The 23,942-nt window shown below is 55.8% G+C and carries 23 protein-coding genes; 11 read left to right on the top strand and 12 right to left on the bottom strand.

Annotation, left to right across the window (positions count from 1 at the left end; translation table 11 throughout):
• Positions 1-13 precede the first annotated feature (13 nt).
• Positions 14-676: a two-component system response regulator PmrA gene (gene pmrA, locus ACCC84_RS18845; protein ID WP_004955919.1), complete on the top strand. Its 663-nt coding sequence runs from the start codon at positions 14-16 to the stop codon at positions 674-676.
• Complete coding sequence (gene pmrB / locus ACCC84_RS18840) at positions 673-1,737, top strand: two-component system sensor histidine kinase PmrB (protein WP_004955921.1); 1,065 nt, start codon at positions 673-675, stop codon at positions 1,735-1,737. Before pmrA ends, pmrB begins: the two co-directional genes overlap by 4 nt.
• A gap of 69 nt (positions 1,738-1,806) precedes the next feature.
• Here pmrB and cgtA read toward each other — a convergent pair whose 3' ends face one another.
• The 4 genes from cgtA to rplU form a co-directional block, all read right to left on the bottom strand.
• On the bottom strand, positions 1,807-2,979 hold the full coding sequence (gene cgtA / locus ACCC84_RS18835; RefSeq protein ID WP_004955923.1) for an Obg family GTPase CgtA: 1,173 nt from the start codon (positions 2,977-2,979) through the stop codon (positions 1,807-1,809).
• 16 nt (positions 2,980-2,995) lie between these two features.
• Positions 2,996-3,967, bottom strand: a complete 972-nt coding sequence (locus ACCC84_RS18830; RefSeq protein WP_004955924.1) for a DMT family transporter — start codon at positions 3,965-3,967, stop codon at positions 2,996-2,998.
• 235 nt (positions 3,968-4,202) lie between these two features.
• Positions 4,203-4,460, bottom strand: a complete 258-nt coding sequence (gene rpmA / locus ACCC84_RS18825) for a 50S ribosomal protein L27 (protein WP_004955926.1) — start codon at positions 4,458-4,460, stop codon at positions 4,203-4,205.
• 17 nt (positions 4,461-4,477) lie between these two features.
• Positions 4,478-4,789 (bottom strand): 50S ribosomal protein L21, encoded by a 312-nt coding sequence (gene rplU, locus ACCC84_RS18820; RefSeq protein ID WP_004955927.1) that lies wholly within the window; start codon positions 4,787-4,789, stop codon positions 4,478-4,480.
• Positions 4,790-5,057: 268 nt separating this feature from the next.
• Here rplU and ispB point away from each other — a divergent pair, with 268 nt between their 5' ends.
• Positions 5,058-6,029: an octaprenyl diphosphate synthase gene (ispB, locus tag ACCC84_RS18815; RefSeq protein ID WP_039991271.1), complete on the top strand. Its 972-nt coding sequence runs from the start codon at positions 5,058-5,060 to the stop codon at positions 6,027-6,029.
• A gap of 13 nt (positions 6,030-6,042) precedes the next feature.
• Here the strand turns inward: ispB and ACCC84_RS18810 are convergent, their stop codons facing one another.
• Entirely contained in the window at positions 6,043-6,438 is a 396-nt protein-coding gene (locus ACCC84_RS18810; RefSeq protein ID WP_004955930.1) for a DNA-binding protein, read from the bottom strand.
• A 180-nt stretch (positions 6,439-6,618) separates the two neighbouring features.
• Here ACCC84_RS18810 and ACCC84_RS18805 point away from each other — a divergent pair, with 180 nt between their 5' ends.
• Complete coding sequence (locus tag ACCC84_RS18805) at positions 6,619-6,879, top strand: helix-turn-helix domain-containing protein (protein WP_004955931.1); 261 nt, start codon at positions 6,619-6,621, stop codon at positions 6,877-6,879.
• A gap of 67 nt (positions 6,880-6,946) precedes the next feature.
• Here the strand turns inward: ACCC84_RS18805 and mdh are convergent, their stop codons facing one another.
• Complete coding sequence (mdh, locus tag ACCC84_RS18800; protein WP_004955932.1) at positions 6,947-7,885, bottom strand: malate dehydrogenase; 939 nt, start codon at positions 7,883-7,885, stop codon at positions 6,947-6,949.
• 465 nt (positions 7,886-8,350) lie between these two features.
• On the opposite strand from mdh, the gene argR reads away from it, so the two are divergent.
• From argR to yhcN (ACCC84_RS18785), 3 genes are all read left to right on the top strand, one after another.
• Positions 8,351-8,821, top strand: a complete 471-nt coding sequence (gene argR, locus ACCC84_RS18795; RefSeq protein ID WP_039991272.1) for a transcriptional regulator ArgR — start codon at positions 8,351-8,353, stop codon at positions 8,819-8,821.
• A gap of 416 nt (positions 8,822-9,237) precedes the next feature.
• Positions 9,238-9,501: a peroxide/acid stress response protein YhcN gene (yhcN, locus tag ACCC84_RS18790; protein WP_039991273.1), complete on the top strand. Its 264-nt coding sequence runs from the start codon at positions 9,238-9,240 to the stop codon at positions 9,499-9,501.
• Positions 9,502-9,634: 133 nt separating this feature from the next.
• Positions 9,635-9,898: a peroxide/acid stress response protein YhcN gene (gene yhcN / locus ACCC84_RS18785; RefSeq protein WP_039991274.1), complete on the top strand. Its 264-nt coding sequence runs from the start codon at positions 9,635-9,637 to the stop codon at positions 9,896-9,898.
• A gap of 212 nt (positions 9,899-10,110) precedes the next feature.
• On the opposite strand, the gene mpl is transcribed toward yhcN (ACCC84_RS18785), so the two are convergent.
• Positions 10,111-11,490 (bottom strand): UDP-N-acetylmuramate:L-alanyl-gamma-D-glutamyl-meso-diaminopimelate ligase, encoded by a 1,380-nt coding sequence (mpl, locus tag ACCC84_RS18780; protein ID WP_004955939.1) that lies wholly within the window; start codon positions 11,488-11,490, stop codon positions 10,111-10,113.
• A 170-nt stretch (positions 11,491-11,660) separates the two neighbouring features.
• Here mpl and fbp point away from each other — a divergent pair, with 170 nt between their 5' ends.
• A complete protein-coding gene (gene fbp / locus ACCC84_RS18775; RefSeq protein ID WP_004955940.1) occupies positions 11,661-12,665 on the top strand; it encodes a class 1 fructose-bisphosphatase in 1,005 nt (334 codons plus the stop codon).
• A gap of 110 nt (positions 12,666-12,775) precedes the next feature.
• Here the strand turns inward: fbp and ACCC84_RS18770 are convergent, their stop codons facing one another.
• Entirely contained in the window at positions 12,776-14,329 is a 1,554-nt protein-coding gene (locus ACCC84_RS18770) for a methyl-accepting chemotaxis protein (protein WP_004955941.1), read from the bottom strand.
• A 245-nt stretch (positions 14,330-14,574) separates the two neighbouring features.
• On the opposite strand from ACCC84_RS18770, the gene ppa reads away from it, so the two are divergent.
• Complete coding sequence (ppa, locus tag ACCC84_RS18765; protein WP_004955942.1) at positions 14,575-15,102, top strand: inorganic diphosphatase; 528 nt, start codon at positions 14,575-14,577, stop codon at positions 15,100-15,102.
• A 55-nt stretch (positions 15,103-15,157) separates the two neighbouring features.
• Here ppa and ACCC84_RS18760 read toward each other — a convergent pair whose 3' ends face one another.
• The 3 genes from ACCC84_RS18760 to tamA are packed head-to-tail and all read right to left on the bottom strand — an operon-like array spanning position 15,158 to position 21,059.
• Entirely contained in the window at positions 15,158-15,505 is a 348-nt protein-coding gene (locus tag ACCC84_RS18760) for a gamma-glutamylcyclotransferase family protein (protein ID WP_050763093.1), read from the bottom strand.
• A gap of 2 nt (positions 15,506-15,507) precedes the next feature.
• Positions 15,508-19,326 carry an autotransporter assembly complex protein TamB gene (tamB, locus tag ACCC84_RS18755; protein ID WP_004955946.1) on the bottom strand — a complete coding sequence of 1,273 codons (3,819 nt, stop codon included), beginning with the start codon at positions 19,324-19,326 and terminating at the stop codon, positions 15,508-15,510.
• Positions 19,323-21,059, bottom strand: a complete 1,737-nt coding sequence (gene tamA, locus ACCC84_RS18750) for an autotransporter assembly complex protein TamA (protein WP_039991275.1) — start codon at positions 21,057-21,059, stop codon at positions 19,323-19,325. Before tamA ends, tamB begins: the two co-directional genes overlap by 4 nt.
• Before the next feature lie 202 nt (positions 21,060-21,261).
• Here tamA and msrA point away from each other — a divergent pair, with 202 nt between their 5' ends.
• Complete coding sequence (msrA, locus tag ACCC84_RS18745; RefSeq protein ID WP_088499941.1) at positions 21,262-21,900, top strand: peptide-methionine (S)-S-oxide reductase MsrA; 639 nt, start codon at positions 21,262-21,264, stop codon at positions 21,898-21,900.
• 204 nt (positions 21,901-22,104) lie between these two features.
• Positions 22,105-23,436 carry a polyamine export protein PaeA gene (gene paeA / locus ACCC84_RS18740; protein ID WP_004955953.1) on the top strand — a complete coding sequence of 444 codons (1,332 nt, stop codon included), beginning with the start codon at positions 22,105-22,107 and terminating at the stop codon, positions 23,434-23,436.
• An 81-nt stretch (positions 23,437-23,517) separates the two neighbouring features.
• Here the strand turns inward: paeA and ACCC84_RS18735 are convergent, their stop codons facing one another.
• On the bottom strand, positions 23,518-23,724 hold the full coding sequence (locus tag ACCC84_RS18735) for a DUF1107 domain-containing protein (protein WP_039991278.1): 207 nt from the start codon (positions 23,722-23,724) through the stop codon (positions 23,518-23,520).
• Positions 23,725-23,942: the final 218 nt, after the last annotated feature.

Here is a 23,942-nt window from a genome sequence, read left to right as displayed (position 1 = left end):
ACCGAGGCCCAGGGTGAAGTTACTGATCGTTGAGGATGATGAACTGCTGCTACAGGGTCTGGCCATGGCGTTGGCCAGCGAAGGCTATGCCTGCGACAGCGCCCTGAACGCCGCCGAGGCCAATGCGTTGATCGTCAGCAGTCAGTACAGCATGGTGATCCTCGATTTGGGCCTGCCGGATTTGGACGGCGCCAGTCTGCTGCGCCAGTGGCGCCGTCAGCATATCGATCTGCCGGTGCTGATCCTCACCGCCCGCGACGCGCTGGAAGACCGCGTCGACGGCCTGGACGCCGGCGCCGACGACTATCTGGTCAAACCGTTCGCATTGGTCGAACTGAAGGCGCGGGTACGCGCCTTGATTCGCCGCTATCAGGGCCACAGCGACAACCTGTTGCAACTCGATGACCTGACGCTAAACCTGTCCAGCCAGCAGGTGTATGTACAGCAACAGCCGGTGGACGTCACTCCCAAGGAATTTGCCATTCTGTCGCGCCTGATGATGCGCGCCGGGCAAACGGTCAATCGCGAGCTGTTGCAGCAGGATTTGTACACCTGGAACGACGACCTCGGCTCCAACACCCTCGAAGTACACGTCCACAATCTTCGCCGCAAGCTGGGTAAGGATCGTATCCGCACCGTGCGCGGCATTGGCTACCGTCTGGAATCCCTACCATGATCAGCATGCGCCGTCGTCTGCTGCTGATGCTGGCGTTGATCCTGTTGGTCACCCAGTTGATCAGCGCTTTATGGCTATGGCATGAAAGCCGTGAGCAAATCGGTTTTCTGGTCGATGAAACGCTGACCGCCAAGGTTCGCACCGAGCGGGTCGACAACGAAATCGCCGAAGCCATCGCTTCGCTACTGGCACCGTCGCTGATCATGATGATGGTGACGCTGTTGGCGTCGTTCTGGGCCATCAGCTGGATTATCCGGCCGCTCAACCAGTTGCAAACGCGTCTGGAGCAGCGTTCCGCCGATAACCTGTCGCCGCTGCCCGTCAACAGCGACAGTCGCGAAATGGTCGCGGTCACTACCGCGCTCAATCAGCTCTTTTCTCGGCTGGACAATACCATCCAACAAGAACGGCTGTTTACTGCCGATGCCGCACATGAGCTACGCACGCCGCTGGCCGGTATCCGCCTGCATCTGGAGCTGATGGAACAGCAGGGCGTCAAGGAAAGCACCTTGCTGATTGCCCGTATCGATCAACTGATGCACACGGTCGAACAGTTGCTGATGCTGTCACGTGCCGGGCAGAACTTCGCCGGCGGCCACTATCAGCGGTTCGACTGGGTGGATAACGTTATCCAGCCATTGCAGGAAGAATTGACCGAGTTGGCGGCGCAGCGCCAGCAGCGCCTGGAGTGGCAATTGCCGCCCGTTGCGCCGACCCGTGGCGATCCGGTGCTGTTACGGCTGCTGTTGCGTAACCTGGTGGAAAACGCCCACCGCTACAGCCCGCAGAACAGTAGCATTCAGGTACGGCTGACGCCGCAGGCTGAGGGGCATCTGTTGCAGGTGATCGACGCAGGGCCGGGGATCAAGGAAACCATGATCGGGGAAATCACCCAGGCGTTTCGCCGTATGGATCAGCGCTACGGCGGCAGCGGCCTGGGCTTGAACATCGTCATCCGCATAGTACAACTGCACCAGGGACGTTTGACGCTGGAAAACCGTAGCGACAGCCACGGGCTAAATGCCCAGTGCTGGCTGCCGAACGACGCGCTGAAGCCTTGATAACCCCGCCGACGCGCAAAAGAAAAGGCCCTGCATCACGCAGGGCCCTTTAATCATGACAACCGGTAATTACTTCTTGTAGATGAACTCGACGCCTTCGTCGTCTTCTTCATCCCAATCATCATCCCAGTCATCGTCCGCTTCGGCTTCCACTTCAGCGATCTGTTCACGGTGGTAGTCATCCCACATGAACTCCACTTTTTCCGGCGCGCTTTCTTCGATCGCCATCGCTTTAGGCTGGGTGTTGATAAAGTTCATCACATCCCAGCACAGTGCGTTGACGCCGGCGCGGTTGGCGGCAGAGATCATGTAGTACTTGCCTTCCCAGCCCATGCCTTCAACGATGGCCTTGGCACGCTCGGCGGCCTCTTCCTCATCCAGCAGGTCGACTTTGTTGAACACCAGCCAGCGCGGCTTTTGCGCCAGATTTTCGCTGTACTGGTTCAGTTCGTTAACGATCACGCGGGCGTTTTCAACCGGATCGGATTCATCGATCGGCGCAATATCCACCAGGTGCAGCAATACGCGGCAACGCTCCAGGTGCTTCAGGAAGCGAATACCCAAACCGGCACCGTCGGAAGCGCCTTCGATCAGCCCCGGAATATCGGCCACGACGAAGCTTTGTTCGTTGTCCATACGCACCACGCCCAGGCTTGGCACCAGCGTAGTAAACGGATAGTCCGCGACCTTCGGCTTGGCGGCGGAAACCGCGCGAATAAAGGTGGATTTACCGGCATTCGGCAGCCCCAGCATACCGACGTCAGCCAACAGTAACAGCTCCAGCAGCAGATCGCGCTCTTCGCCCGGCGTACCGTTGGTTTTCTGGCGCGGTGCACGGTTTACCGAGGATTTGAAACGGGTGTTGCCCAGGCCATGCCAACCGCCCTTGGCGACCATCAGACGCTGCTCGTGGCGCGTCATATCGCCGAGGATCTCGCCGGTGCCCTGATCTTTCACCCGGGTGCCCACCGGAACCTTGATGATAACGTCTTTACCGCGCTTCCCGGTACAGTCACGGCTCTGACCGTTCTGGCCACGCTCCGCGCGGAAAGATTTTTCAAAGCGGTAATCGATCAGCGTGTTCAGGTTTTCGTCCGCCAGCAGATAAACGTCGCCGCCATCGCCGCCGTCACCGCCATCTGGGCCGCCGTTCGGAATATATTTTTCGCGGCGGAAGCTGACGCAACCATTACCACCATCACCTGCAACGACCAAAATCGCTGCTTCATCTACAAACTTCATTTACCGTCTCCGTAAATCATTCACCGGGTTGCTTTAGAGGAGCAACCAGGCGGGGTTCTGCCCGTCGCGGCCACCACCGGTGACCAATTGCGGAAAACATGGCGCCGGCGACCACCACGAAAGCACCGACATAACCGACGACATTGAGCGTCGGTGCGGTGAATACCTGTGGCCAGGCCAACGCCAATAAATCTGAAAACAGCAGGGTAAACAGCGGAGTAAGCGTTACTAACGCACTCACCTGCGCAGCCTGCCAGCGCGCCATGGCTTCCGCCAGCGCACCATAGCCAATCAGCGTGTTGGCACCGCAAAACAGCAGACAGGCCAATTGCCAACTGCTGAGCTGGAAAATAACTGCCGGCTTCGCCAATGGGAACAACGCGATTGCACATAAAGTGTACAACATTACCAGGATCTGCGGCGAGGCCAATCGACGCAGCAAGACTTTCTGCGCAACGCCATAGGTGACCCAGACCATTGCCGCACACACCCCCAACAGCACGCCAAGCGTGTAATCCGTCAGGCGGGTGAAGATTTCGATCAGGCTGACGTTAAAGAACAGCATCAACCCGCAAATCAGCATCAAGGCGCCAATCACCTGGGTAATACGCATCCGCTCTTTTAAAATCAACACGCTGGCAAACATCATGCCGACCGGCGACAGCTGGCCGATAACCTGCGAAGCCGTCGGGCTGAGGTATTGCAGCGAAGAGCTGAAGAACACAAAGTTCCCCAGCAACCCGGCGGTGGCAATCACCAGTAACAGCAGCCAGCGCGGTTGGCGGAACATCTTGAGCGGCGGCAACCTGCCGCGCACCGCCAGAATCAGACCCAACCCGATGGCCGCCATGGTAAAGCGATACCAGACGACGGTAAACGGCTCCATCACCTGCAACACTTCCTTCATGGCGATCGGCAATGCCCCCCAGCAAACCGCCGTGGTCACCGCCAGAAAAATGCCAATACCGACCTGCTGTTTTGTTTCCATTCGTGATTTTTGCCTGCGCGCTGTCGGGCCGCTGCACAGCCCTATACCCTCATCGCAAGAAGCGTCAATTCGGTCGTAGACCGATTGATACGGCGTACCAACCCGTGGCCCGCAATCGCCTGAAGCGAGTTTCGGGCGCTGTTGGCGCGCCTGCAACCTGAATATGCCGGGTATAAATGTAAAAAGCCCCGCAACGAATTGCGGGGCTTACATCTATTTAGTAAGGCTCGGAAAATTATTCAGCGTCGATGCTGATGAATTTACGATTGCTCGGGCCTTTAACTTCGAATTTGACTTTACCGTCTTTCAAAGCAAACAGAGTGTGGTCTTTGCCGCAACCCACGTTGGTACCAGCGTGGAATTTGGTGCCGCGCTGACGAACGATGATGCTGCCTGCCAGTACTGCTTCGCCGCCGAAGCGCTTAACGCCCAGACGTTTGCTTTCAGAATCGCGACCGTTACGAGTCGAGCCGCCAGCCTTTTTGTGTGCCATTAATCCGCTCTCCTAACTTAAGCGCTGATGCCGGTGATTTTGACGTCAGTGAACCACTGACGGTGGCCTTGCTGCTTACGGTAGTGCTTACGACGACGAAACTTAACAATCTTAATTTTCTCGCCACGACCGTGAGCAACGACTTCAGCTTTGATCTTGCCGCCATCGACGAAAGGAACGCCGATTTTGATATCTTCGCCATTAGCGATCATCAGAATCTGGTCAAACTCAACCGCTTCACCAGTTGCGATGTCCAGCTTTTCCAAGCGAACGGTCTGACCTTCGCTTACTCGGTGTTGTTTACCACCACTTTGGAAAACCGCGTACATATAAAACTCCGCTTTCCGCGTGCTCAACCGTGTAGTACAGAGCGCGCTATAAATATTCACAATAGGGCGCGAATTCTACGCAAAAATACAGCACATGACAAGAGCAGAATCCGGCCTGAAGCAGAAAAAAGAAGAAAAAAAGCACAGTTTCTTTCCTGGCGTTTATCTGAGGCGTTTTTCAAGTACAATCAAGGAACAGTTACCGCCATGTACCGATGTGAGCAGCGATCTCAACGCGGTGAAGAGAAACACAGCTGAAAACAATACAATGAACCTAGAACAAATTACCGAGTTAACCGCGCAGGATATGGCGGCCGTGAACGCAACAATTCTTGAACAGTTGAATTCCGAAGTCACGCTCATCAATCAGCTTGGCTATTACATTATCAGCGGTGGCGGTAAACGCATTCGCCCGATGATCGCCGTACTGGCAGCTCGGGCGTTGCAGTATCAGGGTGACAAGCACATTACCGTTGCTGCGCTGATCGAGTTCATCCACACCGCTACTTTACTGCATGACGATGTGGTCGATGAGTCCGATATGCGCCGCGGCAAGGCAACCGCCAACGCGGCGTTCGGCAACGCCGCCAGCGTGCTGGTGGGCGACTTCATTTATACGCGCGCATTTCAGATGATGACCAGTCTGGAATCGCTGCGGGTGCTGGCGCTGATGTCGGAGGCGGTCAATGTGATTGCCGAAGGCGAAGTACTGCAATTAATGAACGTGCACGATCCGGACATTACCGAAGAAAGCTACATGCGGGTGATCTACAGCAAGACCGCGCGCCTGTTTGAAGCTGCCGCACAGTCTTCCGCCATTTTGTCCGGCGCCACAGAGGCACAGGAACAGGGGCTGCAGGATTATGGCCGCTATCTCGGCACCGCTTTCCAATTGATTGACGACTTGCTTGATTACAGCGCTGACGGCGTCACGCTGGGCAAGAACACCGGCGACGATCTGAATGAAGGCAAACCGACGCTGCCGCTGCTGCACGCCATGCACCACGGTAATGCGCAGCAGACGGCGATGATTCGCGGCGCCATCGAGCAGGGCAACGGCCGGCATTTGCTGGAACCGGTGCTGACAGCCATGGAACAGTGCGGTTCGCTGAGCTATACCCGCCAGCGGGCGGAAGAAGAAGCAGACAAGGCTATCGCTGCGCTGCATGTCCTGCCGCAATCACCGTTCCGTGACGCGCTGGAAGGCCTGGCGCATCTGGCGGTGCAACGGGATTTCTAGCAACGGGGTTTCCCTATCGTTTCTCAGGCTCGCTATCCGGGCCTGTCATCGCATCAGCGGTAGCCTCATCGCTGATGCGCGCCAACAGGCTGCCAATGCCTTCCCGCATCAAAAACGTCAATAACCGTTCGCGCTCGCTTTCCGTCATGCGGCGGAAACATTCGATCAACACCACCAACGAATCGTTGCGTTCAACCTGATAACCGGCTGGCTCTTCTTGCAATATCAGTAAATTACGCGCCGACAATGGCAGACTGTCGATGTGATACTCCACCGCCTTACCCTGGACACCCTTGCGACGACGGCTAACCCATCCCTCACGGCGAGCCATTTGATTGATTCCCTGTGGTGAGGACGGTAACCCTGCGATGCCTATCAGCTCCTTGGCGGCAAACCACTCGTTTTTCATAACCTTTTTCTCTGGGAAATTATGTGGTCAACGCATTTTTAGGAAACCATTCCGCCATTTTCAGAAAACAATGGTATTCTGGTTTCCGTCTAAGCGTTTCATGTTGTGCGAACGATTAATACATGCCTGTTAGTTATACCACTAACGGAACTTTGACTAATCAAAAAAAGGAATGAAAACATGAATTCAAGGAGTCAGGATTGGCATCCGGCAGACGTTATTGCCGCATTACGCAAGAGAGGCACTACGCTGGCAGCGGTCTCGCGACGCGCCGGTTTAAGCTCGTCCACCTTGGCAAATGCCCTGTCGCGCCCATGGCCGAAGGGAGAATGGCTGATTGCCGATGCGCTGAGCATCCATCCGGCGGAAATCTGGCCGAGCCGCTATTTTGATCCCGATACTCATCAGCTGCTGGATCGCAAATCGCGGATGAAATCGTAATTGCGGGCAAAAAAAACCGCCGGAACGCTGTCCGGCGGCCTAACAAGAGTTTACTCAGAGCAAGCGATCACTTGTTGACGAAAGTCTCGCCCAGCTCGATATCTTTGCGCAGCGTGTCTAACATCTCTTCCAGCGCTTTTTGCTCGAACGCACTCAGGGTACCGATGTCTTTGCGTTCTTCCACGCCGTTTTTACCCAGCAGCAGCGGTTGTGCAAAGAAACGGGCATATTTGCCGTCACCTTCTACATAGGCGCATTCCACCACCCCTTGCTCGCCCTGCAGCGCGCGTACCAGAGACAGACCGAAACGTGCCGCAGCCTGGCCCATGGACAACGTAGCAGACCCGCCGCCGGCTTTTGCTTCAACCACTTCGGTACCTGCGTTCTGGATACGCTTGGTCAAGTCCGCAACTTCCTGCTCGCTGAAGGTAACGCCAGGGATCTGGGACAGCAATGGCAGGATGGTCACACCCGAGTGGCCACCGATTACCGGCACGTTCAGTTCTTCCGGCTTTTTGCCTTTCAACTCGGCCACGAAGGTGTTGGAACGAATGATATCCAGCGAGGTGACGCCAAACAGTTTGTTCTTGTCATACACACCGGCTTTTTTCAACACTTCGGCCGCGATGGCAACCGTGGTGTTCACCGGGTTGGTGATGATGCCGATGCAGGCTTTCGGGCAGGTTTCCGCCACTTGCTGGATCAGGTTACGCACGATGCCGGCGTTGACGTTGAACAGATCGGAGCGATCCATCCCTGGTTTACGCGCCACACCAGCGGAAATCAGTACTACATCCGCACCCTGCAAGGCAGGTTTTGCGTCTTCGCCGGCAAAGCCTTTGATGTTCACTGCGGTTGGGATGTGGCTTAAATCGACGGCAACGCCTGGGGTTACTGGGGCAATGTCGTAGAGGGAGAGTTCAGAACCTGAAGGAAGCTGGGTTTTGAGTAGAAGGGCGAGGGCCTGGCCGATACCGCCAGCAGCACCGAGAACTGCAACTTTCATCCTATACTCCTTTATTATCTTAAATATAAAAGCGCCGTGAATTTCTGGGTACGGACCTTAGATTATTACACCTTTTAAAACAATCTCTTAACAGTTGGATTGAGAGCTGGCGCAACAAAATGGCCTCGATCGCGGACATTTTAGATTAAATAGCTTACGCATTAAGGGCATAGCGCACACTAATCGAAAATAGTGCGAGGTTATTCACGAGCAAGTTAACCGGCCGTTACATTACACCCTTACACAACATCAGAACAACATCATTTTAATAACATTTTCTTTACCGGGGAGGCAGCTTTCCCCCCTGGGTGAAATGGGCATATTCATGAGATACGGATTTTGTTAAAATGCCGCCCTTTCCTTATTGTCCGGGCTATTTTGATTTTTCCGGACACTGCCTTATTGCATAAAAATTCATTTATATGCATAATAATGAACTCTATTGTTAACATTCACCGGTGCAAAATGCGTAATCCCGCAAAGCAGGAAGATCTGATCAAGGCGTTTAAAGCGTTATTGAAAGAAGAAAAATTCAGCTCGCAAGGCGAGATCGTTTTGGCGCTGCAGGAAGAAGGCTTCGAAAACATTAACCAATCCAAAGTGTCGCGCATGCTGACCAAGTTCGGCGCGGTGCGTACACGCAATGCCAAAATGGAAATGGTTTACTGCCTGCCAGCCGAACTGGGCGTGCCGACCACCTCCAGTCCGCTGAAGAATCTGGTACTGGACGTCGACCACAATGATGCGGTGGTCGTTATCCATACCAGCCCGGGTGCAGCACAGTTAATTGCCCGTTTACTCGACTCGTTGGGCAAATCCGAAGGCATACTGGGCACCATTGCTGGTGATGACACCATTTTTGTTACCCCGGCCAACACCTTCAGCGCGCGTCAACTGTATGAAGCTATCCTGACGCTGTTCGAGCAGGAACTGTGATCGCCATGGCTAATAAAATGCGGCTCTCCGCCGCGTTTTGTTAGCTTTTGCTTAACCACCGCTTTACGTTGCCGGCACATTCCCCCTCTCGACTACCACGTATAACGCCGCACAACACCCCACCTGCGACACATTTCCATGACATTTATCCGTAACTAGTGATACCTGCTATTAATTTCCGCACTTTTGGTCAAAAGCACTTAGCTTGTTGAAATTACATCTAATTAACAATAAAAGTGTGTTTTATGAGCGCTTTTTATTCCATTTGGATATAAAAAATAATCAATATTATGCGTAAGTTTCACAAGAAACTGTTAGCTAACTATTAATTTTTCGCGTTACTAGATGTATACTCATTTCCGTGACGTAAATCACAGTTCATGCGAACTGACAAAAGAATTCTAAGAGGCAAAATCATGAAAGTTAAAACTACAGTAATGACGTTAGGCGTTCTATCCATGCTTTCTTTCGGTGCATTTGCAGCACAATCCGTTAGCGCAGATCAGGCAACCAAACTGCAATCCGCAGGCACCATTACCGTTAGCGGCGTTGCCGGCGCACCGTCTGATATTCGCGCAGCGCTGTCTGCCAAAGCGGATGCCCAAGGCGCGACCGCTTACCGTGTGATTGAAGCGCGTAACGAAGGCAACTACCACGCCACCGCAGAAATCTATAAGTAAGTCAGCAGTACCGGCATTACCCGACAACGGGCAATAAATCTCTGGAAAACAGCAGTACCTGTCACGGCCTTCAAGAATAAAAAACGCTAGCAAGCCCTTCCTGGCCGGGATGGATACCTCAAGGACCACCAACATGAACATGAAAATCACTCTCGCTGCGGTCAGCCTGCTCTCAGCCGTCAGTTTCGGTGCCAGCGCCGCTACGCTGGTGGACAATGCACAAGCCAGCAACATGCAGACCATCGGTACCATTACTGCCAGCGGTGTGACCGGCTCCCCTTCCGACATTCGTCAGGCGCTGTCTGACAAAGCCGACAAGCAAGGCGCCAAAGCCTATCGCGTTATCGAAGCCTACGAAAATGGCAACTGGCACGCGACGGCCGAAATTTACAAATAACAATTCAGAGAACGCGTTACCGAACTGATTACCCTCGTCACTGCCACTGCCGAGTTTGACGTCAACGCGAATTCTTTGAAGAAACCCCTCGTCGTCCTATCCGACGAACCCCATTGCCCCCGCTCGCGGGGGCTTTTTTATGGGTGTAAAAAAGGGCCGCAAGCGGCCCTGTCATTACGATCGTCGGGGTGACGGCGCCCCCCGATTGTCTGTCAGTAACCTTGCGGTGCGGCCGGCTTGTTGGCCAGTGCCGTCAACAGCTTGTCGTGAATACCGCCGAAACCTCCGTTGCTCATCACCAGAATATGGTCGCCCGGCTGTGCCGTTTTCACCACCATCTCTACCAGCGTATCCACATCGGCGCTCCAATGGGCCGGCTGTACACAGGCTTCGGCCACTTCCGCCACCTGCCAGGGAATATGGTGTGGCTGGAACAGGAACACTTCGTCGGCCCGCCCCAGCGACGGCGCCAGTTCGTTCTTGTTGATACCCATTTTCATGGTGTTGGAGCGCGGTTCCAGCACCGCCAGGATGCGTGCGGTACCGCCGACCTTGCCGCGCAACGCCGCCAGCGTTGCCAGGATCGCCGTCGGGTGATGGGCGAAATCGTCATACACCGTGACGCCATTGGCTTCGCCGCGCAGTTCCAGACGGCGACGCGCGTTGATAAAATCATTCAACGCGCGGCAGGCGTCTGCCGGCAGCACACCAACGTGACGCGCCGCAGCGATGGCCATCAGGCCATTATGCATATTGTGTTCACCCACCAGCGTCCAGTTGACCTCGCCCACCGTTTCGCCGTTGAGCTGCACCTCATAACGGCTGGCATCGGCGGTCAGTTTATTGGCGCGCCAGACGCCTTCTTCGCCTACCAGCTCCTGTTCGCTCCAGCATCCCATCGCCATCACCTGTTTGAGGTGCGGATCGTTGTCCGGCAGAATGATCTTGCCTTTGCCCGGTACCAGGCGTACCAGATGGTGGAACTGCTTCTGAATCGCCTTCAGATCGTCAAAGATATCGGCGTGATCGAACTCCAGATTGTTCATGATCAGCGTTCGCGGACTGTAGTGCACGAACTTCGAGCGCTTGTCAAAGAAGGCGCAGTCGTATTCATCCGCTTCAATCACGAAGAACGGGCTGCCGCCCAGGCGAGCAGACACCTCAAAGTTGCCCGGTACGCCGCCGATGACGAAGCCCGGTTGATAACCACAGGCTTCAAGGATCCAGGTGGCCATACCGGCGGTGGTGGTCTTGCCATGGGTGCCAGCGACGGCCAGTACCCAGCGATCGCGCAGCACATGATCGTGCAGCCACTGCGGGCCGGATACATAGGGGATCCCCTGTTCCAGCACCGCTTCCACGCACGGGTTGCCGCGCGTCATGGCATTGCCGATGATCACCATGTCCGGCGCCGGATCCAACTGTGCCGGATCGTACCCCTGGATCAAATCGATCCCCTGGTTTTCCAACAGCGTGCTCATCGGAGGATAGACATTAGCATCGGAACCGGTAACCTCGTGTCCAAGCGACCGAGCCAACATGGCCAGCCCACCCATAAAGGTGCCGCAGATGCCAAGAATGTGAATGCGCATAGGTTTCTCATTTGAGTACGTCGAATGTGCGCTTATTCTAACGCTCAGAATCGTCCAGAAGAAATGGATTTGCCTATGAATGGCGCAATGCTTTGGGCTACACTGCTGAGCGAAAACGTTGGCGGTTTGTTAACAAACCGCTATCCATCCGTAGATTCAGGGATTGTGTCATGAAAACGTTAGGCGAATTTATCGTCGAGAAACAGCACGACTTCTCTCACGCCACCGGCGAACTGACTGCATTGCTTTCCGCAATCAAGCTGGGCGCTAAAATCATCCACCGCGACATCAATAAAGCGGGTCTGGTGGATATTCTAGGCACCAGCGGCGTTTCCAACGTACAGGGCGAAGTTCAGATGAAACTGGACCTGTACGCGAACGAAAAACTGAAAGCCGCATTGAAAGCGCGCGGTGAAGTTGCCGGGATTGCGTCCGAAGAAGAAGACGAAATCGTGATTTTCGACGGCGAGCGTGCTGAAAATGCCAAATATGTGGTGCTGATGGATCCGTTGGACGGTTCGTCCAACATTGATGTCAACGTCTCTGTCGGTACTATTTTCTCTATCTATCGTCGCATCACCCCCGTCGGTACGCCTGTTACCGAAGAAGATTTCCTGCAACCGGGCAGCGCCCAGGTCGCAGCCGGTTATGTGGTTTATGGCTCCTCCACCATGCTGGTGTACACCACCGGTTATGGCGTACACGCCTTTACCTACGATCCGTCTCTCGGCGTATTCTGCCTTTCTCACGAGAAAGTGTGCTTCCCGGAATCCGGCAATATGTATTCGATCAACGAAGGTAACTACATCAAGTTCCCGCTCGGAGTGAAGAAGTACATCAAATACTGCCAGGAGCAGGATGAAGCCACTCAGCGCCCGTATACCTCACGCTATATCGGTTCGCTGGTTGCCGACTTCCACCGCAACCTGCTGAAAGGCGGCATTTATATCTACCCAAGCACCGCCAGTCACCCGCAAGGCAAACTGCGCCTGCTGTATGAATGCAACCCGATGGCGTTCCTGGCCGAGCAGGCCGGCGGTAAAGCCAGCGACGGTAAAAACCGTATTCTGGATATTACCCCGCAGAAACTGCACCAGCGCGCACCATTCTTCGTCGGCACCAAATCCATGGTGGAAGACGCGGAACGCTTTATCGCCGAATACCCGGACGAATAAAGCCCCATTCAGGGCCGGCTCGTCCGGCCCGATATTCTCCCTGACGATCATGTCAAGCCGCGCTACCGCACGCCGCCGTCAACGCCGAACGGCCCTGCGCGAATGCCCAATTACACCTTGAACACCGACATGCTCTGCGCCAGCGCCTGCGCCTGTTCTTCCAGTGAACGCGTTGCCGCGGCGGATTCCTCCACCAGTGCAGCATTCTGTTGCGCCACCTGATCCATCTGCGCCACCGCGACGTTGACCTGCTCGATACCGCTGCTCTGCTCGCGGGTCGCCGCTGAAATCTCGCGCATCAAGGCCGTAACCCGTCCGACCTCATCGGCAATGCCGTTCATGGTTTTTGCGGCAGACTCGGCCATTTGCTCGCCTTCCTGCACCCGATTTTGCGATGCTTCAATCAGCCCCTTGATCTCTTTGGCCGACTGCGCGCTGCGCTGCGCCAGGCTGCGCACTTCGCCGGCCACCACGGCAAAACCACGGCCCTGCTCGCCGGCACGCGCGGCTTCCACCGCCGCATTCAGCGCCAGGATATTGGTCTGAAACGCGATACCGTCCATCACGCTGATGATATCGGCAATGCGGCGCGAACTGTCGGTAATCGCCTGCATTTTATCTTTGACCTGACCGACCACCTGGCTGCCGCGATCGGCAATGTCAGACACGCTCAGCGCCAACTGGTTGGCCTGCTGGGCATTTTCAGCGTTCATTCTGACCGTCGAGGTCAGCTGTTCCATACTGGCGGCGGTTTCCTCCAGCGACGCGGCAGACTCTTCGGTACGTTGCGCCAAATGCACGTTACCGGCAGCCAATTCACGCGATCCAATATCAATCTGACTACTGGCGTCACGCACTTTGCTCACCGACAGCGCCAGCGATTGCTGCATGCGCTGCATGGCATGTGCCAGGCGCCCCATTTCAGTGGTGCCCCCGCCGTGAATGTTGCGAGTCAGATCGCCATTGGCAATCTGTTCCAGCTCGGCGATCGACACATCCAGCGGCCGCAGAATGATCACCCGCAGGGCGAACCAGGCCACTATTGCCAGCAGTACGCTGAGTACGCCGGCCGCCACGATCAACACAATTTGCGTACTGGCATTGCCTTCTGCCTCGTCCACCCGCTGCTGGCCGACCTGCATGGCAAAGCTGCGAAACTCGCCAAGATCGTTTTCAAACGCAATGCTCAACGTTGAGATGCGCGTTTCCTGAATGGCATAATAACCGGCGATATCACCGGCCTTGATGGCGTCTGCCATTGGCCTCACGCCCTGTTCCTGATAGGCCTGATAGCTGGCCTGCAGGCGTTTGGATAACGCTTTGCCCCGTTCGGTCACCGTACCAACGCGGATAAAGCGCGCCATCTCCTGCTGCGACTGGTTCAGATAACCGTAGATACGGCCTACCGTAGCGTCAGACACCTCAATCTGGCCGGTTTCGCGCTGGCGCACCGCCAACGATGCTGCGGTACGTGCACGCAGCGTCAGGTTGGAACTGTTGGCCAGCGACCCCAGCTCTTCCCCCAGGATCTGGTTCAGCGTATGCAGTGAACGCGAGCCCTGATTAATGGCGTTTACGCCGATCACGCTGACCATAATCAGCAATACCGTCATCAGTCCCAGCAAGGCAATCAGCCCGGCCTTGACCGTAATCTTGTTTAACATGTGTTCTTCCCGGCTTTAGACAATAGGTGTGGTAGAGGCAGAGGCAAGACACGGCGCACGCACCGTTATTATTTATTGGTTTTATCGGCGCCAAAGGGAAAAACTTGACGGCAACGGCGGATTATTCTGGAAATTCATGCTAGAGGAGGCGCGCGCGGTTACGCTGATGAAAAGGGCAGGAAATCGCAAAAGAGTCCGCTATAATACCCGGCACTCCATTTCTGGTTTGATTAAAGGAAACCGACATGAGCTTGAATCTGGTCCCTGCTGGCAAAGACCTGCCGGAAGACATCTACGTTGTTATCGAAATCCCGGCCAACGCCGATCCGATCAAATATGAAATCGACAAGGAAACCGGCGCACTGTTCGTTGACCGTTTCATGTCTACCGCGATGTTCTATCCGTGCAACTACGGTTACATCAACCACACTCTGTCACTGGACGGCGATCCGGTTGACGTCCTGGTGCCAACCCCGTACCCGCTGCAGCCTGGTTCCGTGATCCGCTGCCGTCCGGTTGGCGTGCTGAAGATGACCGACGAAGCCGGTGAAGATGCCAAACTGGTTGCGGTACCGCACAGCAAGTTGACCAAGGAATACGATCACGTAAAAGACGTGAACGACCTGCCAGAACTGCTGAAAGCCCAGATCGCTCACTTCTTCGAGCACTACAAGGATCTGGAAAAAGGCAAATGGGTGAAAGTGGAAGGCTGGGCCGATGCCGCCGCCGCCAAAGCCGAGATCGTTGCCTCCTTCGAGCGTGCCAAGAAGTAATTCTTCGCCCTGCCGATAGATGAAAAAACACCGCTCAATGAGCGGTGTTTTTTTATTACGCTTCGTCGTGACGCTTCAGCCAGTCACCGCTTTCAATCAGCGGATATCCCTCTACGCTGTGTCGATACAGGTAGATCCACGCAGTGCCATAAGGCGTCTGAATCAGCTCGCGCTTATAGTCCTTGGTGTTGCTTTTCAGTTCGTCAAGCTCTGCCAGAATCGATGAGTTGATACGATACACCTCACAATGTATCGTGCCCTCTCCAGGGATCGCCGCCGGGTAATGGCCCAGATTATAAATCTGATAACCGTCGAGCTCATGCTCGCCTAACCATTGGGCGTTAGTCATCCAATGGCTGTTTCCCTGTTTGCGTCGTAAACTGCCGTAGACAATTATTCGCATCGCTAAAACTCAAACTGATAGAGCAAATCTAGTGCCTGGTCGAGACCGGACACCGCTTCCAGATACAACTTAGGCATCAGGCGGTAACGCAACGTCAGCGTGGCCAGCGAATCGAAAATGCCCACCCCATATTTTACTTGTAAGCCAGGGAGGACATAGCCGCTCACGACAACCTGGGAGCTATCACCCACTCCCGCAGTATCAAGGGCCAAATTACTTACGCCAAACGCCTCGCCGATTTTACCCACAAGTTGACCACTTTGTGCAACCCCCAGACCCACTAACATTGACGTCATGGCGTTGCCGTCGGCACCGGAACTGCTCAAACCCTGGCCGCGCAGCAGATAAGACAATGCTTCCTGTTGCGATTTGGCCGGATCGGAGAATACCTCCAGCTTGGGCGCATCCGCCAGCCCGGTGACGCGCACGCCGGCGGTAACGCCGTCTTCGGTGGCTTCCGGGTTACGAATCGCTTCCATGTTGAGCAGCGGCTGGTCCGGAGGCCCGGAGAACATCAGTTGCCCTTTGCGGATGATCAGATCCTGACCATAAGCATGGAAGCGGCCTGCCGGGATGTCAATCTGGCCATTCAGCCCCAGCCCGCGCTTGTCCTGCACCACTTTCAAATCGCCTTTCAGCCGCGCTTTCAGGCCAAAGGCGTCCAACCGAACATCATCACCGACGTGAATCATCAGGTTGCTGTTAATCGGTATCGACGCGGTTTTCGGCTGAATCGGCTTCAGCTGCCGATCCAGCATCACTTCGTCAGACGAAACGCCCACCGCGCTTTCCGGCAGTTCCTGCACCGTAATGCGCGCCCAGGGAATATCGACGTTGCCGTTGAGCGAGAACAATTGCGGCGTCGCTTCGAACACCAGATCGGGAGAAACGTCGAGACGGACCATCGGCGGTACCGTCACCCGTAACTTGTTGCCCTTGGCGGCAATGCGTGCGCGCCAGGCGTTGATATCGCTCCAGTCGGCATCGCCGGTCATGTTCAACTGGCCCTGAGTGGTGGTGATCAAGCCGTCTAGCGTCGAATTCATGCCGTTAAAGTTGATCGCCAGGCGGCCGTCAGTCATGTCGAACGGCATCCAGCTACCGTCAATATCCACCTTGTCCAGCGCCAACCGGCCAAACACCAGCGGTTTTTGCGCATTGCCACCCAGCCGCAGATTGGCGTTCAACATACCGGCGGCTTTCTCACCCTGCATCAGCGCCGGGTTAATCAGCGCCAACGAGATATTGGTGATATTGACGTTGCCACTGAGATTGCGTCGCGTCTGCGGGTCGGTGACCTGCACATTGCCGTCAAACTGGCCGTTATTGTTCAACTTGATGCGCCAGTCGGCTTGCGCCCGGCCATTGGTGATGCCAGCATTAAGATTGAGCGTATCAAAGGCGATCGGCAGCGGGTTACCCTGCACCTGCTGCACCACTTTCACCCCGTTGCCCACCAGCGCCACCTTGGCCTGTGGCAGCGCAGCGCCCGGCTGCCAGCTAACGTCGGCGCGGCCGGTAAACACGCCGCTCAGCGCGGTGTCCGGGCCGAGGAACGGTTTGATCATTTTCAGATCGAACCGGTTGAGCACCACGCTGGCCTGGCCACTGGCGCCGGCCTCAATGGTTTTCGGCACGCACAGCTCGGCATCCGGATTTTGCCAGCAGTGTGGCCCGACGCTGATTTTTTGCTGCGTATTGAGGTAGTCGAGCGCGATAGCCCGCGTCAGACGCCATTCACCAACCGGCGTATCAAAGCGGGTGTTGTTCATGGTGCCACGCCAGCGTTGCTGCTGGCGATCAAAACTGCCGGAAAGTGCCAGTTGACCGGATACCGGTTTGCCGTCGATCTTCAACTGCAACGCATGCTGTTTTTCGCTGCCTTTGGCATCCAGCGTCAGCAGGTTTACTTCCAGCGCGTCCTGCTTGAGCTGCTCTACCCGCACCGCCAGCTGCCCCTGGATCTGATCGGTGGAACGCACATCGCCGTCCACCTTCACCCGCCGGATATGCAGTGCCTGCCATTGCAGGCCGGAGGCGGTCAAATCCGCCAATAGCTGTGGCGCCTGCAGATTACCACGCAGTTTCAGCTGGCCTTTTGCGGTACCACCAAGCCCCGGCAGCGCGCCGTCCAACTGAGGTGCGTCAATATCGGCATCCAGATTCCAGCTTTTCTCATCCAGTTGCCCTTTCACATTCAGTCTGTTACGCCCTAACGCCAGATCGACTGCGGGGATTTTCCATTGCCCGGCGGCGTTGCCGCTGAGTGAGCCGCGTGCCGATACCTTGTTTTGCTTGACGTTGCCGTCCAGTTGCAACGTCGGCACCTGCAGTTGCCAACTGCCGCCGTACAGGCTACCGCGAGTGGTGATTTTGCCGTCGAGCTTCGCCGGCCACTCCGGCCACTGCTTGGCGGTATTGATGCCGCTCAACTGCAACTGTGACGTCCAACTGATGGCCTTGCTCCAGTCCACCAGCGCGGTCAGATCGGCATGGCCCTGCAACGCCGCCAGTCGCAGACGTTGTAGTTTGAACTGCTCGACGTTACCTTTACCGTCCAGTGTCAGTACTGCCGGTGGCAGATCCTGGCCTTTGATATTGGCACGCGTCGACAGTGCATAATCGGTGGCCTTGCCGTTGAAACGCAGGCGTAAACCATCAACCTGGTACTGCGCTTCACCGCTAAGCGGCCATCTCAGCCGTTTGCCTTCCAGCGTCAACGCCAGCGGTAAACCGGCCTCCGCCAGTTGCGTTTGCAGATCCAGCTGCGCCCCCACCGGCCCGGACAGATTCATCGCCACGCTTAACGCCTCACGCAACGCGCCACCGACGTTCAGCTTCACTTTTTCGCCCTTCAGCGGCTCCACGTTCAGCGTGCCGTTGGCGACCATCTCCACCGGCCACTGGTCTTTCAACGTCGCCTGCCCGTGGGCGAACAGCGTGCCCTGCGGGGATTTGACGTCGAACTTATCCAGTTGCAAATGGTGATCCAGCGTGCTGGCCTGCAACAGCAGGCTGGTGATCAGCACGTCGGTATCGCCGGTCAGGCGCAGCTGCTCGCCGCGGATCTCCTTCACCGTGATATCCAGCGGCAGGCGAACCTCCGGCAAATCCGGCAACAGCGGCTTGGCAAACAGCGCCTTCAGCGTTTCCCCCAGCGGGGTTTCCTCTGGCTTTGGTGCCGGTTTCTCTGTCTCAAGCGCACGATCGCCGACCTGCCTGGCTACCTCAACCGCCGGTTGCATCGCCTCCGGCAACGGGTTTTGCGGCGTTTTTGGCAGCGCGATCAGCAAGGCACCGATCCGGGTCGGCATCAGGGTCAATGCGCGCTCCTGCCATTGCGCACCGGTGCTGAATTCACCCAGCGAAATGGCGGTGTCGTCAACGCTGACCTTGACATTGTTCAGCGCCAGTTTGCGCAGGGTAATCGGGTACGGCGTACTGAGATTGGCGGCCGGCTCGTCACTGTCGGCGACCGGCTCCGATGGCGTCATTTCGCTGGTCTTCACCACCACGTCAACGTCGTCGGCGGTCAGCGCATTAACGCACAGCGAGCTACGCTTGAAACAGGACAGATCGAGCGAAAGGTGGAATTGACCGACGTTGACCGTCACCCCAGGCATCTGATACTTGACGCCCTTCAGCGTCAGATCGCGCCAGCCGCCGGTGACGCTGGCAATGTCCAGCCCCGGCACCCAGCGCGCCGCCGCGTTCAGGGTCATATGCAAACCGCTGGTGGTGCCCAACAGGAACGCCACGCCACCCACCAGCAACAGCAGCACAATCAGAAATCCAAGACAGATCTTTTTTACCAGGCTCATAGTTCAGGCCCCAAACCGATATAAAACTGCATCCCGTGGGTTTCCTTATCCCCGACCGGGGCGGCAATATCCAGTTTCACCGGGCCAACCGGCGATTGCCAACGTACGCCGACGCCAGCGCCGGTTTTGAAGTTGCTCTGTTTGATGTCGTTCACCGCTTCGCCGGAGTCGACGAACACCGCGCCCCACCACTTGCCGGTAACGTTATATTGATATTCCACCGAGCCGGTCAGCATTTTTGACGCGCCGGAGAGTTTGCCGTCCTCGTCACGCGGGGAGATGTTCTTGTATTTGTAGCCGCGAATGCTGCGGTCGCCACCGGCGAAGAAACGCAGATCGGGCGGGACCTTGTCAAAGTCGTTGGTTTCGATCCAACCGACCTGGCCACGTAGTACAAAGCGATGCTTGTCAGCCAGCGTGCGGATCCATACGTTTTGCGCCTGCATCAGCGCAAAATCGACGCCCGATCCCCAGGTGGTGTCGGAAACGTCGATCGAGTAACGCTGTGAATCTCCCCAGGTCGGCATCAGGCCGCCGCGCGAGCGGGTGCGGCTGACGCTGACGCCCGGATAAAGCAGCGCAGTGGTGTTGGTGACGTTACCCTGGGTAAAGTGGTCGAGCCGCCCGGTCAGGTTAATGGCATGCTGCCAGCCGCTGGACAGATCCCAGTTGCGCGATACCACGACCTTGGTACTGTCGGATTTGGTGTCGTTCCAGTCTTCGTGCTTATAACCGCCCTGTAACAGGTAATACTGTTCCAGCGGATTTTTCAGCAACGGGATTTTGTACGACAGATCCAGCTGCTGCTCCGGGCCGGACAGATACAGGCTGGTTTCCAGGCTGTGGCCGCGATCGTTGAGCCAAGGCTTCTTCCAGGTACCTTTAATACGTGGCCCGACGTCGGTGGAATAACCGACGCCGGCTTCGATGATATTGCGTTTGCGCGGCGTGACCAGCGCATCTAGCGGCAAAATCTTGTTCTCTTTGGCGTTGTCGAAATCTGGGGAAACCACCACCGAATTAAACCAGTTGGTCGCCGACAAACGGCGGTTCAGCTCGGCCAGATCCTGCGAACTGTAATAGTCTCCCTGATGAAAGGGCACCAGATTTTGCAGATAGTCTTCGCGGATTTGCGCGCCCTGAAAGCTCACTTTGCCAAAGCGATAGCGTTCGCCGCTGTTAAAATCAATGTCCCAAAACGCTTTATGCAGCTCTTCAGAAACGCCGAGCTGGCTTTTGGTCAATTCCGCGTCGAAGTAGCCCTTGCGCAGGGCCAGGCCGGTAAGCGAACCTTTGAAGCCGTCATACTTGCCGTGGTTAAGAATTTCACCGATGGTCGGCCGGCCTTTTTTGACCAACGCCAGATAGTCTTCGTCTTCCCTGGCGCCGCCTTGCAACGTGATGTCGGCACCGGCGATGCGCACCGGTTCGCCCGGGCTTACCTTGGCGTGCAGCACCGGGCGCGAAAGTTTGGGGTTGTTGTCGAGGGTAAAATCAATGGTCGGTTCATAATAGCCGAGCGCACGTAGCCCCTGCTTGATGGCATCCGCCACGCGAGCGCGGAAACGCCCGCCGTCGCTCACCTCTTCCGGGGTGATCGATGACAAACGAACGCGAACGTTTTTTTCCAGCTCCCCACTAAGGCCTTCCACCTGCAACCGGATATTGGCCGACAACGCCGCTGGTGCGACAAACAGCGCGCATAAAACGCAAAGGGCACGATATCGTGGCACGCGTTCTCCTTAATTATTTTACTTTCCTGTCAATGTCGCCGTGCTGACGCCGACGCATTATTGGCTTTTTGCGCTCAAAATACTGCGTTAAGCTTATACATAATCGCAACATGGGGCTTATTGTGAGCAAAGAAGCGGCGAGTTACAACTCACACAGCCCGTGTTGGGTAAATTCTTACTGTGACAATAGGAGTCAACCGTGGTGCCTTATACCGATCAATCCAATATCCTCAATAAAGCCGATGCGCTGCCTGGCCGCACCACACCGATGCCGGTGGCCCCGCTCAATATTGTTACCCAGCACTCGATGACCCAGGTGCCGGAAGGCATGGAAGTGGCCATTTTCGCCATGGGCTGCTTCTGGGGCGTCGAGCGCCTGTTCTGGCAGCAACCCGGTGTTTACAGCACCGCAGCCGGCTACAGCGGCGGATATACCCCCAATCCAACCTACCGCGAAGTGTGCAGCGGCCAGACCGGCCATGCCGAAGTGGTGCGGGTGGTGTTCGATCCCGCCGTTGTCAGCTACCGCCAATTATTGCAGGTATTCTGGGAAAACCACGATCCGGCACAGGGAATGCGTCAGGGTGGTGATATCGGCACCCAATACCGTTCGGCGATCTACACCCTGTCGCCAGAACAGCAGGCACAGGCGGAAAGCAGCATGGTGCGCTTCCAGCAGGCGATGGACGCCAGCGGCGACCGGCGCACCATCACCACGGAAATTACGCCGGCGCTGCCGTTCTACTATGCAGAAGACGATCACCAGCAGTATCTGGAAAAGAATCCAGGCGGTTACTGCGGGCTGGGCGGCATCGGCGTCTGCCTGCCGCCACAGGGCTAAAGCGTTAATTTTTAACCGCTGGCGGGCTTCATCGGGCTACTGCTATACTATCCAGGCCGCGCTTGCGGCCTGTTTTTTCGCGAGGCATAACAGATAGCCGATGCGGTTGAACCGGCGCAGCATGCCGCGCTGCAACAATTCTTTTGACAATGTATTACCCTTCCTCAAGAGCGCCGTCATCCCGTCGGCACGTATGGATAGATTATGTTAAACAGTATTTTACTGATTCTTTTTCTGATCGCCGTGAGCGCATTTTTCTCACTGTCGGAAATTTCTCTGGCTGCGTCGCGCAAGATCAAACTCAAGTTGATGGCCGACGAAGGTAACATCAATGCCGCCAAGGTGCTCAAGCTGCAAGAAACGCCGGGGCTGTTCTTTACCGTGGTACAAATTGGCCTGAATGCGGTCGCCATTCTCGGCGGTATCGTCGGCGATGCGGCGTTTTCACCGTCCTTCCAGGTGCTGTTCGATCGTTTCCTGCCGCCAGAGATGTCTGAGCAGGTCAGCTTTATCTGCTCGTTCGTCCTGGTCACCAGCCTGTTTATTCTTTTCGCGGATCTCACCCCGAAGCGCATCGGTATGATTGCACCAGAGACGGTTGCCGTCCGGATCATCAACCCGATGCGTTTCTCCATCGCCATTTTCCGACCGCTGGTATGGTTCTTCAACGGCATGGCGAACCTGATCTTCCGCCTGTTCAAACTGCCAATGGTGCGTAAGGACGACATCACCTCTGACGACATCTATGCCGTGGTTGAGGCCGGCGCACTGGCCGGCGTATTGCGTAAACAGGAACACGAGCTGATAGAAAACGTGTTCGAGCTGGAATCGCGTACCGTGCCGTCATCAATGACTTCGCGTGAAAGCGTGGTCTACTTCGATCTGCGCGAAAGCGAAGAAAGCATCATCGCGAAAGTGTCGACGCATCCGCATTCCAAGTTCCTGGTATGTGACGGCCACATCGATCAGGTGGTGGGCTATGTGGATTCGAAGGACCTGCTGAACCGTGTACTGGGTAATCAAAGCCTGGTATTGAGCAGCGGCGTACAGATTCGTTCGGCGCTGATCGTGCCGGATACGCTGACGCTGTCCGAAGCGCTGGAAAGCTTCAAGGCCGCCGGCGAAGACTTCGCGGTGATCCTCAACGAATACGCGCTGGTGGTGGGTATCATCACGCTTAATGACGTCATGACCACGCTGATGGGCGATCTGGTCGGCCAGGGGCAGGAAGAGCAGATCGTGGCGCGCGACGAGAGTTCATGGCTGATTGAAGGCGGTACGCCGATCGACGACGTGATGCGCGTGCTGGATATCGACGAGTTCCCACAGGCCGGCAACTACGAAACCATCGGCGGCTTTATGATGTATATGCTGCGCAAGATCCCGAAACGCACCGATTTCGTCAAATACGCCGGCTACAAGTTTGAAGTGGTGGATATCGACAGTTACAAGATTGACCAGCTGCTGGTCACCAAGTTGAGTGATAAGCCGGCGGCGGTACTGCCGAAGGCGCCGGACGAAAACCTGACGGCCTGAGTTGGACGGAAACATCAGCGGCCCCGTTGGGGGCCGCAATTACATCTGTTTTTACTGCAACTTACCGCAACGACTGGCGTTTCAACCCATTTCAGATTGCAGCAACAATACCTGTCGGTTAACTTCGGACATCACGCTGAGATGGCGTTTGTCGCGAACCTTCGGCACCAGGATTTTACCCTTGTCGAACTCAAATGCGCCGACATCCTTGATATACAGCCTTCCGCGGAACAGGGTTTTCACGTACTTTGCAACTTTCAATGGGTTATAACGCTGGAAGATTCTCATTCTTTTACTCTCCTCCCGTTGGACCATGCGCTCCGCGAGCCGCTAAAGTGGCAGCCTCTAACCAGAGAGCGCAACATGATTGCATGGGTGTAGACCTAGTTAAGACCATTTTGTTCACTTTCGCTTGGGCATCTTCACTGGATTTACACTTTTTGACAGAATTGTATATGATAATTTATAACCTTTTCAGAATATCCCTTCAAAATACAGGCATTAAG

Source organism: Serratia odorifera, from assembly GCF_041448735.1.
Classification (GTDB): domain Bacteria; phylum Pseudomonadota; class Gammaproteobacteria; order Enterobacterales; family Enterobacteriaceae; genus Serratia_F; species Serratia_F odorifera.
The sequence above is the reverse complement of the archived record's forward strand: the minus strand, read 5'-3'. Positions and strand labels throughout refer to the sequence as shown.